General features: G+C 50.4%; 11 protein-coding genes and 1 other annotated feature. Of the genes, 3 read left to right on the forward strand and 8 right to left on the reverse strand.

What is annotated here, in order from left to right:
• Positions 1-190 precede the first annotated feature (190 nt).
• A complete protein-coding gene (locus EKM96_RS06865; RefSeq protein ID WP_125641643.1) occupies positions 191-3,319 on the forward strand; it encodes a mucin-binding protein in 3,129 nt (1,042 codons plus the stop codon).
• A 201-nt stretch (positions 3,320-3,520) separates the two neighbouring features.
• Here EKM96_RS06865 and EKM96_RS06870 read toward each other — a convergent pair whose 3' ends face one another.
• The 7 genes from EKM96_RS06870 to EKM96_RS06900 all read right to left on the reverse strand — a co-directional run bounded on the left by EKM96_RS06870 (position 3,521) and on the right by EKM96_RS06900 (position 11,262).
• Positions 3,521-4,054, reverse strand: a complete 534-nt coding sequence (locus EKM96_RS06870; RefSeq protein ID WP_125641646.1) for a hypothetical protein — start codon at positions 4,052-4,054, stop codon at positions 3,521-3,523.
• Between the two features lie 94 nt (positions 4,055-4,148).
• The gene (locus tag EKM96_RS06875; protein WP_125641649.1) at positions 4,149-4,550 is read right to left on the reverse strand and encodes an aggregation-promoting factor C-terminal-like domain-containing protein; all 402 of its coding nucleotides are present in this window, start codon (positions 4,548-4,550) and stop codon (positions 4,149-4,151) included.
• A 243-nt stretch (positions 4,551-4,793) separates the two neighbouring features.
• Positions 4,794-5,624 (reverse strand): undecaprenyl-diphosphate phosphatase, encoded by an 831-nt coding sequence (locus tag EKM96_RS06880; protein WP_125641652.1) that lies wholly within the window; start codon positions 5,622-5,624, stop codon positions 4,794-4,796.
• Positions 5,625-5,812: 188 nt separating this feature from the next.
• Entirely contained in the window at positions 5,813-6,820 is a 1,008-nt protein-coding gene (asnA, locus tag EKM96_RS06885; protein ID WP_125641655.1) for an aspartate--ammonia ligase, read from the reverse strand.
• A gap of 60 nt (positions 6,821-6,880) precedes the next feature.
• Positions 6,881-7,133, reverse strand: a binding site (T-box leader).
• A 217-nt stretch (positions 7,134-7,350) separates the two neighbouring features.
• Positions 7,351-8,304, reverse strand: coding sequence for an Ltp family lipoprotein (locus EKM96_RS06890; RefSeq protein WP_125641658.1), 954 nt, complete (start codon positions 8,302-8,304; stop codon positions 7,351-7,353).
• 327 nt (positions 8,305-8,631) lie between these two features.
• Positions 8,632-9,906: an LPXTG cell wall anchor domain-containing protein gene (locus EKM96_RS06895; protein ID WP_164510995.1), complete on the reverse strand. Its 1,275-nt coding sequence runs from the start codon at positions 9,904-9,906 to the stop codon at positions 8,632-8,634.
• 195 nt (positions 9,907-10,101) lie between these two features.
• A complete protein-coding gene (locus tag EKM96_RS06900) occupies positions 10,102-11,262 on the reverse strand; it encodes a KxYKxGKxW signal peptide domain-containing protein (protein WP_125641664.1) in 1,161 nt (386 codons plus the stop codon).
• A gap of 414 nt (positions 11,263-11,676) precedes the next feature.
• On the opposite strand from EKM96_RS06900, the gene map reads away from it, so the two are divergent.
• Together map and EKM96_RS06910 are read left to right on the forward strand one after the other, a co-directional pair.
• Entirely contained in the window at positions 11,677-12,459 is a 783-nt protein-coding gene (map, locus tag EKM96_RS06905; protein ID WP_125641667.1) for a type I methionyl aminopeptidase, read from the forward strand.
• Positions 12,460-12,838: 379 nt separating this feature from the next.
• Positions 12,839-13,219 carry a zinc ribbon domain-containing protein gene (locus tag EKM96_RS06910; RefSeq protein WP_125641670.1) on the forward strand — a complete coding sequence of 127 codons (381 nt, stop codon included), beginning with the start codon at positions 12,839-12,841 and terminating at the stop codon, positions 13,217-13,219.
• Positions 13,220-13,280: 61 nt separating this feature from the next.
• Here the strand turns inward: EKM96_RS06910 and EKM96_RS06915 are convergent, their stop codons facing one another.
• A complete protein-coding gene (locus EKM96_RS06915; protein ID WP_125641673.1) occupies positions 13,281-14,144 on the reverse strand; it encodes a metallophosphoesterase family protein in 864 nt (287 codons plus the stop codon).
• Positions 14,145-14,147 lie beyond the last annotated feature (3 nt).

Genomic DNA, 14,147 nt, shown 5'->3' on the forward strand with positions numbered 1-14,147 from the left:
AAGAATCCCAATATGACGGCGTTATTAGACGATCAAAGAAACATTTATGCGCCACAAAGTTTCACGTCATTGATTACTTCTCACAACCTGACTATAATGGATAGTAAATAAAGCTTATAGAACGATATGCGGAATAAGCTTGGTATCAAATTATCTGATTTTTGGTCATAGTTAATGAGGGGGACCAATCATGAAGAATTTTGAACGGAAAACACATTATAAGATGTACAAGTCACACAAGGGCTGGCTGGTAGCCGGCATCGCGGTAACCAGTATGGCGGTCGGCATGGTTGCTGGACCACAAGCGACACAGACTGCGCAGGCTGATGACAACCTGCCAAAGACGGAAAGTGTCTCAGATTCTAATGATTCTTCGGCAAAGCCGGAGGCGCCAAAGACACAAGTTCCGGCAGATTCAAATGACAACCCGGCAGGTGGGGCTGGCGGCAACACCGCGGGCGCTGGCGGAGATACGGGAAGCACTGGCGGCACTGGAGGAGACTCGGGAAGTACTGGTGGTAAGCGTGTCACACCAGTAACAGAGAGCGTAGATACTACGACGAAAGCGCCTACCAACGTGAAGACGGGGATCACCGTTCAAAATCCGGATGATCTGACGGATAAGGTTACGGGCCAACCGGTGTTTAATGTCAGCAAGACCGACCGGCTGCAATATACTTATGATCACGCGGACGCTAACGGGGTCAGTTCCGACTTACGCGTCGTTGATGGTTATAGCGCGAAGTATCAAGCACAAGGGTCTGGGACTTGGGTAGGCGAGACCTATGCCAATAACATTGCGCAGGATGCTAAGGGAATGGATATGAATTCCCCGCTGCAATACGGCGATGGCACGCATCCACTCTACATTGACGAATGGCTGCCCGACTCTGGTTTGCAATACTTCATTTGGCAGAGTAATTTTACTAAGCAGTTCGCAACGATTGATGACTTCCGAAATAACTTTACGAAGGCCGATCTTGCAACGGTGACAAGTCTTTCCGCGAATCGAAACCTGCAAGCTGCCAACAGTAGTAACCAGCCTTCAACTTACTATTATGCGTTGATGTCGATGACGACGTTGGAAGGCCTTCAGAACGCGACGAATCTGCAAAGCCTGTATCTTTACCCTAATCTTGGGGTTAGTCTCATCGCGTTTAACAATGGGTTGCAATCTGGGAATTTATGGGATATTCGGGCGTTAAGCAACTTGAATAAGTTGCAGAGTGTTAACGTGACGTTATTCTCTGTGAATGATATTTCTGCCTTGAGTAATAAGGACCAGTTATCAACTGTTCATATGTCCTACAATCAAATTACCGATATCTCACCACTAGCGACGGATAAGAGCCTGGACATCAAGACGGGAACCGAGTTGCAAGAACAACATGTTCTGTTGGCCCCAGTCACCGTTAGCACAGCGCTTGCAAAGGGTCAGAACGTTACGGCTGATGGGACATTGAGTTACACGACACCATCCTTTATCATTAAAGATCTGTCGGCAGCTAACTTACCGGTCAAAGGCTTCGATAATGCTAACGATGCGGAATATCCGTCCCTGTTTCCATCCAGTGCCGATGCCGGGAACATCAACAATAATACCTTGAACTGGTACAACTTACTTGCTGGAACGAATGCAGACTACGGTAGCCTATCCACAACTTGGTCTGATCCAAACAGTACCTTCGGTGGATACATCATTCAACCGTATGATATGGCTGAAGATGTCAGTGATTTAAATGTCAACATTCAACTCCTTCAGGCCGATGGGCAACAACTCAACTTGGCACCTGCAACGATGATTTCGGGTGATGTGGGGTCCGATGTCAACGTGCAAGACAATGCCACGGTCATGACTTTCCTGAACCAGCAGCTTGCCAAGGGGTACACCTTTTCTGGCTTGATTCTAGATGGTACGGGTCTGTACTCTGATTGGGCAGCGGGCAATGGCAAAGCAACGCGTCAGACAAGCTGGACCACGACTTTGACGGATGCTCATAAGACCTGGACGATCCTGTTCTACAAGGACGTTTTGCCATGGAATGTCTCGGTTGATTATGGGACTAAGGATGCTGCTGGGAACTTCACGCCAATCACCAATGAAGATGGGACGTCAGTTACCGACAGCTACAACGGGACGTCAGACGCTCAGGTCGCTCTAAACAGTTACCAAAAGGACTTCCCAGACTACGTCTACACCGGTGCTGAGACCAGCGTGGATGGCACGACCTGGACCGATATCAGTCAATCGACCGACATTCCATTTGTTGGGGCTAAACAAGCCATCCGGATGGTCTACGCCAACGCCAAGCGCGCGACGGTTACCATCAAGGACGCTACGACGGGCAAGACGGTTCAGACGTTAGACTACACGACGAATCCCGAACTGCGGGGTGCCATTGGGACGACCAGTACCTTTGACTCCGCTTCTGTGATTGCGCCAGCCGTGGCTAAAGGCTACAAGTTGGTCAGCGATACTACTAAGAACGCCGACGGGACTAGTGCTATCGTCTTTGGCAAGGATGACGACACCAATCTCGACTTTACGATTACGTTAGCTCACGACTTTAAGACGACCGAAAAGGCTGTTAATGAAACGGTTACCTACCAGGATCAACAACAAAAGCCGGTCGCTACTCCGGTGACGAAGACCATGACCTTTGCAACGGTAACGGATCAAGTCACCCAGGACGCTGTGACCTACAGCAATCCGGCTGCCACTGGGACACCTGAATTGAGTGTCACCGGTCAACCAACCGATACCAGTTGGACCGTTTACAAGGATGGCGACCAATTAGCATTCGCTGCCGTTAAGAATCCGACCGTCGCGGGGATGCACGTCGCTTCAACGACTGACCCAGCCAAGGATTTGACTCAAACCACGGCCCAAGCCGTAACCCCAGATAGTGCCGATGTGGCCGTCGTTGTCACCTACGCGGCGGACACGACGCCCGGTGGTGGCGGTGATAACGGTGGCGGTAACGTGACGCCGCCAACCACTGGCCCAACGACCGGTGGTGGTGCTGCCACTGTCAATCCAGAACCTGGCAAGAAGCCAGCTACGACGCCTAAGACACCAGCCAAGACGGCGAAGACGCCAGCTAAGGTCGTCACTGCCGGCGGTCAAGCTGCTAAGGTGCAAGCGTTAGCGACGACTGCCAAGCGCGGACAATCACGGAAGGCAACCGTTAACTTAGCCCAAAGCAAGACTGAGTTGCCACAAACCAACGAACGACGAGGGAGCGGTTTAGCCCTGGTTGGACTGGCATTGTTGGGTAGCTTAGTCGGCCTGGCCGGTTGGAAGAAACGGGAACACTAGCGTTGTATTTTTAAGTGAATAAGAATGGATCCTTGTCGACGAGTGTTGATGAGGGGAACCTGAGAGGGTCAATTCGTTTGCGAATTGACCCTCTTTTTTTGATCTAAAAATGTTGTTGATGGCGGAAGCTAGTAACACCAGCTGTTATAGAACCTAAAAAAAGCGGATCCGCGACGGTTGTCGGGGTCCGCTTTCATTACGTTAATTATGAGTTTTGATGGTCAGGTTGTGACTGAGGTGCCGAACCTGCTTGGCGGCATGCCTTTCATTAATTAGGTCGACAATTTTAGGCAGGGTTGTCGAGTAGGTTTGGTCCTTGCGAAAGGAGTGGACAATCATACTGTCGTAGGCCACGCCCTGGTGCGCGGTGAGGCGAAACCAATTGGGCTCGAGATTCTTCTCGGCGTCCGTGATGTGGCTATCCGGCCAGACCAAGTAGCGCCAGTCATTGCCATGGGGATAGCGCTCTACCTGCCAGCCGGCCTCAAGGTCAGAAAGTTCCTGCCATCGTTGTAGCTTGGGTTGGTGAAGGGCAAAGTAAATAATGCTGGTATATTTCAATTCCGGATTGCGGGTTAGCTCGTGAACGGTTAGTCGCGGCGTTGCCCGTTTCCGGGTAGGCTTGGTTGTCGCGGGTTTTGGGACCGATACCGATTGTTGGTGAACGAAACCGGCCAGGCCAGCCCCGATGAGGAGCAGGCCAAGGAGTCCGATGAATAAGCGTTGTCGTTTCAAAAGGGTCACTTCTCCTGAGATTATTTTCTCTAGTGTACCCGAAGATCAAAAAAACGGCCAATCCGTGGGGGATTGACCGCGATTAAGTTAAATTTTAGTACCAGTGGTGATGTTGCCAGAAGCTCTTAGCCTTGGTCCAAGAACCGTAACGACCCTTAACGTACTTGTTAGCGGTCTTTTCTTGGTTTGCAGGGGAGTAGTCACCATGCAAGTAAGACTTCAAGAGTTGGTACCGACCATAACAACGACCGTTACGAGCCGTGTAGTTGTAACGGGATTCATGGTAGGCGATCCAGTTCTTGGCTTTCTTTTGTTTCTTAGAAAGGCCGGCGTTGATCTTGGCGATCTTCTTCTTTTGGCTAGCGGAAACCTTGGTTGAGGCTTGGGCCGTCGTCACATTTGACGAGACCAGGCTGCTAGTCACATCGGTAACCATACCGAAAGTGAAGCCGAACATTAATAAGATAGATGCAATTTTAATTTTAAATTTAGACATATTTTTATTAAACACTCTTCCTAATCTCGTTTTCGTTACTTACTAGAATACAAGAAGAGTGTTGCAGTTTTATTACTAAGGAGTTAAAAGGGCGTCACATCTCGTCCGTTATACGTAAAATTTGAGATATAAATCGCGATGAAACGGCCGAATGGCAACGCTTAATCCCTGCAACGGCGGGCTTAATGCCATATATGACGGCTTAAGTCATCAGCCGGGCGATTATTTCGACATTTTGACTAATTATCCACGAATTAATCCGAAATAGCTGATGACGATGATTCCGAGGCCGATTCGGTACCAACCAAACGACTTGAAGTCGTTGTTGCGAATGTACCGTAACAGGAATTTGATAGATAAGTAGGCAACCACGTAGGACACGACGACCCCGGTTAACAGAACGACCAGCTGCATGCCGGTGAAGCTATTGCCATGCAGGAAGTACTTCAGGACCTTCAAGAGGGAGGCGCCGAACATCGTTGGAATCGCCAAGAAGAAGGAAAACTCGGTGGCCACGTAGCGAGAGGTGCCGAGAAGAATTGCCCCCAGGATGGTTGCACCTGACCGGGAGGTTCCCGGAACCAGTGCCAATACTTGGAAGAGCCCGATCATGACCGCCAGCTTAATGGGTATCTGGTTAAGGTCAGTGAAGATGGGGGTGCGATCGCGGTTGTAATTCTCGATCCAGATGAACAGGATCCCATAGATAATCAAGGTTGCCGCGATCACTTGCCAACTCGTTAGGTGGGCATCCATCCAGTCATTCAGGGGAATCCCGACGATGACGGATGGGAGGACCGCAATGACGACCTTCATCCACAGGGCCCAGGTCTGTTGCCGCTCACGGATACCCTTGCGGGGGGACCAGGGATTTAGCTTGTTAAAGTACAGGACCAGGACGGCCAGAATGGCCCCCAGCTGGATGACGACCATAAACATGTTGATGAAGGCGGTCGATTCATGGAGCTTGACGAATTCATCGGCCAGGTATAGGTGGCCCGTGGAGCTGATGGGCAGGAACTCCGTAATGCCTTCGATAATGCCCAAAATAATGGCTTTTAAGATGTCTAACACGGTTGTTCTCCTCTTGGACCAGTTTATGATTCGGTAAGAATAAGCATACCGGAGTGGTGTAAAACTGACGTTTCAAAGACGTAAATTATTGGTAAACCTCAGGATAACTTTAATTGTGAAAAGGGGACCATCGGGCAAAAAAAGTGGCCACACGCTCACTGGCGGGTGGTCACTCGGGATTGTTCAGATTAAAGGATGTGGATGTTGTGGGCTTCACATTCGTCGATCATGGCTTGTGGCCAGGTTGAGGCTTGAACCTCACCGACGTGGGCCTTACCCAATAGCAACATGCAGAGACGAGATTGGCCAATCCCACCACCGATGGTGAAGGGAAGTTCGTCATGTAAGATGGCTTGGTGGTAAGGGAATTTCAACCGGTCTTCGGCGTCAGCGGCCTTGAGCTGCTTCGTCATGGAGTCGGCGTCAACCCGGATACCCATGCTGGAGATTTCGATCCGTTGGTTGAGAGGTTCATACCAGAATAAGATGTCCCCGTTTAAGTCCCAGTCATCGTAGTCGGGTGCCCGGCCATCGTGACGCTTGCCACTCTTCAATGGGCCACCAATCTTCATTAAGAAGACACAACCGAGTTCCTTGGTGATGGCGTTTTCCCGTTCGAATGGCGTCATATCAGGGTAACGGTCTTCCAATTCCTGCGTCGTGACGAAGTGAATTTCGTCAGGTAAGTGGTGAACGGCCTGGGGGAACTTGTACCAGACTTCATGTTCCATGTGCTTAATCACTTTGAAGATCGTGCGAACCGTGTCCTTCAAGGTTTCTTCGGTTCGTTGGTCATGGGTGATGACCTTTTCCCAGTCCCACTGGTCAACGTAGGCGGAGTGGAAGTTGTCGAGGTCTTCATCCTTACGAATGGCGTTCATGTTGGTGTAGAGACCTTCGCCGAGTTTGAAGCCATAACGCTTCAAGGCAACCCGCTTCCACTTAGCCAAGGAGTGGACGATTTCCATTGTCGAATCGCCCATGTCTGCCATGGTGAATGAGACAGGCTTTTCGATACCATTCAGGTTGTCGTTTAACCCCGTTGAGTGTTCAACGAACATTGGTGCTGACAGCCGTGACAGATTCAGTTGGTCACCAAATTCATCTTGGAATGTTTCACGAATGTAGCGAATAGCGGCTTGCGTTTCCTTAACGGATAACTTTGGTGCGTATGATTCTGGAATGATTAAATGCATAGTCCTTTTTCTCCTTTACGTTATAAACTAAGACAAAATAAAAAGTCTTTCGTCCCTTAGACAAGGGACGAAAGACTTTCTTTCGCGGTACCACCCAAGTTGCTTATCCTAAAGATAAACCAGCTCATTTGGAGTACAAACATACTCCACCGATGGTAACGTATCGGTAACGGCTTAACCTACTGCGACCCGGGTCGTTTCAGCCAGCAACTAAGAAAGTGTTATTCCGAAAGGTCAACTCTGATTGGGTTCTCACTAAGCCCCAACTCACTGCCAGAATGACGAAACGTACTTGTCTTTCCTCCGTTTTTTATCTTGTGGCATTAATATTAGCACCTTTTGTGAGTTTGTAAAGAGGATGATGAGAAAATTATGAGTAAATGGTCGCTGAGGGATGAATATCAATATGGCATCAATGTCACCAGTCGCCTGGGGCGCATAGGATAAACGAACTTTTAAGCCTTTTGAATACTTATCTAAAAATTCATAGAAAAATTTTTGATAGGTATTTAAAACGATGATTCTGTGATTTATTGCAAATGAGTCATGGCATAATCCGCCTGAGCTTGTGTGAATTGTTCACCGGCGCGGGATGTTAATTGATCGCGAATGGCCGCCGGGGCCATATCCATCTCATTCTGATAGGATTTTGCCTTGGCCAGGGCGTTCTTGTTCCAGTTCACACCCTTCAGGTGACTTAACGCATAGTCTGCAGCGGCCTCTGAAAACTGTTCACCTGAGGCAGAGATCAATTGGGCATAGAGACGAGCCTTGGACATATCCATCTCCGTGGCGTAGTTTTCGGCCTTGTTAAGGGCGGAAGTGTACTCGGTGGGTGTTTTCGATGACGAGCTGGATTCAGTTGTTTCGTCGTTGCTAGTAGACTCACTCTCGGCGTCAGATTCATCATTGTCGGAGGAGTCAGCTTTGTTTGAGCTAGACTTATCTTTGTGCTTCTTGTCATCATTTTTGTTAGAATCTAGGCTGTTGAAGTATTCAGCTTGGCTACTAGTCAAGCTGAGGGTGGTACTATCGAATTTATCAACGGCTTTGGTGGCAATATTTTTGGCAATCGTGCTGTCGGTCCAGGGTTTGTGGTAGTCAGTAATGGCAAAGATTTGGATGCGACACTTGTCGCCTGCCTGGTATTTTGCCCTGTAGGCTACATTGATGGGATCGACATTCACTGAAAATTTACCGTCATGAACGGTGGCCCATGATGCAAGGTCGTTAGTAGCCTCACCCCCCAGTTCCCCGAAAAAGTCATCGTCTTCGTCGGCACTGGTGACAATGATCTTGGCGTTGTTTGGTGCTTTGGTTGTGCCGTGGACAGTCCAGTCACCGTTGTCAGTGGCCTTAGTTGCCTGCACGTTTACGGCGTAAATGGCGTGGCCATCGACCTTTGTAGCGTGAGCGTCAACACCACAAGCACTGAGTGGCAGGATAAGTAATACGATGATGCCTATTAGTAGGTGATTCTTCATAAAGTTAATTCGCTCCTCAAAAATCAGCTTTTATAGACGTCAGTGTTTGGTCGGTTCCCCCTAAATGATGAATAAACCCAGGATGCTAGGTCCCCTCATGGCCAAGTACCAAATGGATCAATGTGTATATTGTAACAATAAATGTATAAGTCGGCAATGAATGAATTAACGACAGTGATCATTAAAAATTTGAATCAGGTTAGGCACTAATCCTATGCAATACCAGTAATGAGCGAAGGATAAGCGGTAGTTGGCTTCAGTTGGTTTCGAGTAGTAAAAAAAGCCACCGCAACGTTAAGTTGCGATGACTCCTAAATGTCTTTTTAGTTAATATTGTTTGCGCCGCAGGGCTAACGAACTGGTCAGGGCCAAGAGGACTAACCCTAATTCGGCCGTCCAGGTATCAGGTTGTTCGCCAGTTTGTGGCAAACGGGTCGTGGAGGCGTTGTTAGTGGCCGTGAGCCGTGAGTCACCATCTGCGGTGGCCTGTAAGCCAACTACCTGACCGTTTGCGGTGCCAGATTGCTTAGCATAACCAGTTGCGGCCAGTGCACCAGACTTGGGCGCAGCCGCTTTAACCTTGGTTGCGGTCTGCTTAGGTTTGGTTGACTTGGTTGCGGTCTTCTTGCCACCAGCGGCGCCCTTGGTTGGTTTCGAAGGTGTCGCTGGTTTGGCCGGCGTCGTTGGTTGACTTGGCGTCGTCGGATCGGTGGTCGTGGTTCCCGTTCCGGTTGTCCCGCCATTGTTGACGGGAGCCGTGATGGTTAAGCTAACCGGATCTGCGGCGATGGTGTTGCCATTGGCATCGGTATACGTGTAGGCCAGTTGGTAGGTGGCCGGTGTCTTTAAGTCAAGCGCTGTGGGATCGACCGTCTCACCCTTGCTGTTGGTTATCGTCACGGTCGCCTCGGAGCCGTCGGCATTGGTTCCGGCTAGCGCAGCCGCAACGTCGACACCGGTCCCATCAACGCCGTTTAACGCCGTAATATTGTCCGCCGGCGTCCATGAATCGCCGGCCGTAATGGTCTTGTCGGTGGCACTCAGGCTGCTGGCCGTAGGGAGAACGGTGATCGTTGCCGTAGCAATTGTTGAGGTCCGAGTAGAGGAGGCGGGACCGCTTTGGTAGGAACCGATGTTGCCTTGAATGTCAGTGTAAGTGTATTTAACGGTATAGGTCCCAGGTTTCGTTAGTTGGTCCTGGGTGACAACTTGACCGGTGGCATCCGTGATGGTCAGGGCCAGTGTCCCTAAATCCTTGGCGACTTGGGAATTTGGATCGAGCGACCCGTCCACATCGAGAACGCTGCCATCGGGTGCGAGTCCTGTTAGTGTGTCGGCCGGTTGCCAGCCATTCTTGGGTCCAGCATAATAGGTCGCATCCTTTGAGGTTAGGGCCGTTTTAATCAGGCTAATGAAGAAATTATAAGTTTTACCTGGCGCGGTGGTGGTACCTTCTGCCAGGTCCAAGCTAGTTGGTTCGAGGGTGGCCGTCGCTGGTAAAGTCTGTGGGGTGTAGTTTGCAGACGAATACCCAACATATTGGAGGGAATTCAGCCAGTATCTGGCCTTACTCATACCGAAAGTGGCGAGTTTAGAAGTCAAATCATAGGTGTCACCAGGATTACCAGAATCGAGTGTGCCACCATGCAGAAAAGCCGTTTTTCCGGTTGAATCAGTGGGCAGATAAATTTGAAACCGGTCCGTGACGGTTATCTTAACGTAGGTCAGTTGGCCAAAGTTATCGCTCTTGGTAGCGGCCCCGTTGTCGGCATAGATGCTGACAAGGTTGGTATCTGGCTAGTCTTCGGCATTACTCCCGAAGGCATCGACCGCGTTGTATCCAATATAGTCATCACTCCCGACGTTATAAGTCTGATCGCCAATCCCCATGAAGAGAACATCGTGGATTGGCAGACTGCCATTCTTGCCATCGGGATTGTTGAAGGTGATCGTCGTTGGTTCAGTACTGGCATTTTCGGACTTTCCGGTAGAAACCTTTGTGTACATGTGAATCTGTCGACTGTAGCCGGTCATGTTGGGTTGCTTGGCGGTAAATGTCGCGCCCTCATTTGGCTTGAAATAGTAGACTTGTCGGCCGTCGTCGGTGTCTTTCAACCGATAGACCTTTAAGGTCGTAATATCCACATAGGGATTACCCGTATTTGGATCGATGTTGGCCCGCAACGCGGCGACGTAATTGTCGGCACCGGTCTGAACGTCTCTCACATCGGCCGTAATGGTCTCGGGTAAGATGACATAGAAGCCAAAGACGTCTTGTGGGAAGGTGGTAAAGTTTTCCGCATCATAGGGCACGAGACCAACCATGGCCTTGGCATCATAGGGGATATAGCCCCCACCCGTCACGTTGACGTAGAAGTCACCGAGGACGGGGACGTTTGAGATCGCTGTGCCAGTTACGACGTTGCCGTCGCTGTCGGCCCCGGTCTTCGCTGTGGGCGTGCTCGGCACATCGCCCAGGGAAAAGGCGGTTGGGGTGATGTGATCGGCATAGGTGGCCGGTTCTTGCGTGTCTGATTGAGTAGCCGAGGCGGCGCCTAAAAGTCCTTGGGATGAGCCATCATTACCGGACTCTTGGGACTTTGAAGATGCGTCTTCCGGACCAGATTGGTTGCCAGTATTAGATTTATCTGTTGCTGCCGGCAGATCATCAGAAGATGAACCGTCGCCAGTGGATTTGTTGACACCGTTGTCAATGCCATTAGTGTTTTGACCAGTGGACGACTTGTCGTCTCCCGACCCGGTAACCTGGCCACTTGGGGCCGCGCTCGGATCCTGCGACGAGGCGTCATCGGTGGCGGCTTGGGCGGTGGTGAATCCCAGACCGGCAATCATAGCGATGGAAGTCAGTCCGGCTACCAGCCACAATTTTCCTGCTTTATAGAGTTTAAAGTGAATCTTGGTGGTCGATGGGAGATTACCACGCGTTTGCATTCTCATAAAAATTTCCCCTTGCTCGTGGACCAGGGTCAGGAACGTCACGAAACAGCGTGGTGGCCGTGATTACGTTTAGTACTTACTAAAGTTCATATTAGCACAAAACAATGTACATATGTATTGATTAAATGGGCAACGGATGACTCACTAATTGCTGGTTTAGCGGAGAGTTGAAACGGTGATAGAAGATTATCCGATGTGACGTAAAGTAGAGAAGCAACCTGGTTTTTTCGCAGTTAAACGGTTACGATTGCATGAAGGTGATTGGTACAGACCAAGCGAACGCGGCCAAGCACTTTTGAACAGCAACGGGCATGTGGGCAAATTGGGACCGGGATCGCTGAAAGTTGCCCACTCACCTTGGCGAGAATTTCTGGCAAGCGTATAATTAAGAAAAACGGCCACATGGAGGAAAATATGATTGCATTAAAGTCACAACGAGAAATTGATGGAATGCGGCAGGCTGGGGACATCTTGGCTGGCCTATTCCATGAACTGGAAACTTACATTAAGCCAGGGATGACGACCTGGGACATTGACCACTTCTCCTACAAGTACATCATCGATCATGACGCCACGCCCGGCGAATTGAACTTTGAGGGTTACAAGTACTCAACCTGTGTCAGCGTCAATGACATGATTTGTCACGGCTGCCCAAGTAAGGACATCCTGGTTAAAGAAGGCGACCTGATCAAGGTCGACACGGTCATCGATTATCACGGGAACCTGAGCGATGCTTGCCACGCCTTCGTTGCCGGCAAGGCTTCCGACGAGGTGCAAAAACTGATGGACGTGACGCTTAAGGCCCTATACCTGGGGATTGACCAGGCGGTCGTAGGTAACCGGATTGGTGATATTGGGTTTGCCATTCAAGACTATGCGGAAAACAAGCTGGGTTACGGCGTGGTTCGCGACTACATCGGTCACGGCATTGGGCCGACGATGCATGAGGAACCAGATGTGCCGCATTATGGTGTCCCCGGTCATGGCACGCGGTTAAAGGCGGGGATGACCATCACGATTGAACCTATGATCAACGTGGGTGACTACGGTTGTAGCGCGCCGGCCGATGATGGCTGGACGATTCGCACCCTGGATGGCAGTCTGAGCTGTCAGTATGAACACACCCTCGTGGTGACCGACAACGGGCCTAAGATCTTGACCTCGTTTGACCACCAGTTGGACGCTAAGTACCTGTAAGGTTGATCGGTCGATTGCTAAGACCACGAATGGCGATAGGCATGAACGGTTAAGCATCTGTGTTCATAGAGCAAAAATTTTTGGTAAATAATCTTGGCCTTTTTCAGGAAAAACAGGGTTGCTGACTATTTCAAAATAAATTTCATGAAGAAACATGTCGTCCGATCACCGGGCGACGTGTTTTTTTTGTGCGACATGCGGATGGTGACATCTTGCCATGCCCGGTCGATGGCAGCTTGGATTAACCGCTTTAATGAATCCCGTGATAATCGATTTTTGCGGCAACCTAGACGCTGGTTTTCCGGGATGCTAAACTAAGAGTCTATCGGGGAATGCACCATCAGTTCTGTGAAATTATTGGAGAATAGGGGAATCAACCATGGAAGATCGGTTCAAGTTTTGTCCCAAGTGTGGGACGCAGGTGGCCAATGACGTTGCCTTCTGTCCCAAATGTGGGACGAATTTAACGGGAGAGGGCATGCCTGACACCACTAGTCAGCAGGACGCACCGGTGCCAGCCAAGCCCGAGAAGTCGCCTAACGCGGCCTTGTTAATCACGTTAGGCTGGATTTCGGCCGTCATTTCGCTACTGTTTGTGCCCATTTTATTCGGGGCCGCGGGTGCCTTTTGTGGCTACCGGTTGACACGTTTTCCGGGTAACCGGACGGCCGGTGTGGTCCTAATGGTTTTTGCGATTCTATTTGGGGTCGTTGGGGTCATCATGGGAGCCATCGTTGGGTCCACCTTGTATGGGTCATAACAATTCAGCGCAACGCAAAAGCACCGTCCAGATAAATTATCCGGACGGTGCTTTTTAGTGGCTAGTCTGCCGTTGGAAACAAGACGACGTCGGTTTCATAGTGGTCGGACCAGACAGAGATGGTCCGAGCGCCACGTGGCAACGTGCCATAGGTGTTGTAACCCGTGACGTTGCCGTAGTTCAGGTCGATGCCGCGAGTCGTTCCCGTGAAGTTATTATCGTGGTCGTGACCGGCAAACAGGGCCTTAACGTTGCCGGTCCGTTTCAGTGAATAGAACAGACCGGAATTGGTCTCCGGCGAGCAAATGGGCTCGTTCTGGCCCCCGGTTACGATGTTGTTCGCGGCTAATTTGTATTCGGGCAACGGAATATGGATGAATCCCAGGTCTACCTGGTCGACCGTGCGCGCATAGGGCAGCCGGTAGAACCAGTCGATCTGTTCCGGCTCGATGGCGGCATACTGCTCTTCGCTGGGCCAATGGGCGTAGGCACCACTGTCCCAAACGTAGAGGACGTTGTCCAAGCGGTCGTCGCGATTGATTTCCAGGGTATAACTTTCCCGGTCGTTGATGACCATTGAATGGTGTTTGTCCGCCGGGTAACGAATCAAGCTTTCCAATTCCCGCAGCTTGGCCCGCGTATAAGGACCCTCGCCATCGTGGTTGCCATACGTGACGGCTACCGGAATCGGGTATTGATTCAGCGTGTCATACAGTGCCGTTAGCGTCTGATCGGGCCGTTGAACCTCTTTGCCCCAGAGTAAGTCTCCGGTGAGCATGATCAGGTCAAAGCTCTGAGAGGCTAGTAAGCGGTCAATGGCCGCCAGGGTTTGTTGGCTGGCGTCATTCAGTGGGGTGGCCCCCAGATGAATGTCGGTCAGTTGGCAAATCCGGAATGGCTGATCGCCGGTCGTGGTTAATTTCATCCT

Source organism: Levilactobacillus tangyuanensis, assembly GCF_003946545.1.
In the GTDB taxonomy this organism is placed as follows: Bacteria; Bacillota; Bacilli; order Lactobacillales; family Lactobacillaceae; genus Levilactobacillus; species Levilactobacillus tangyuanensis.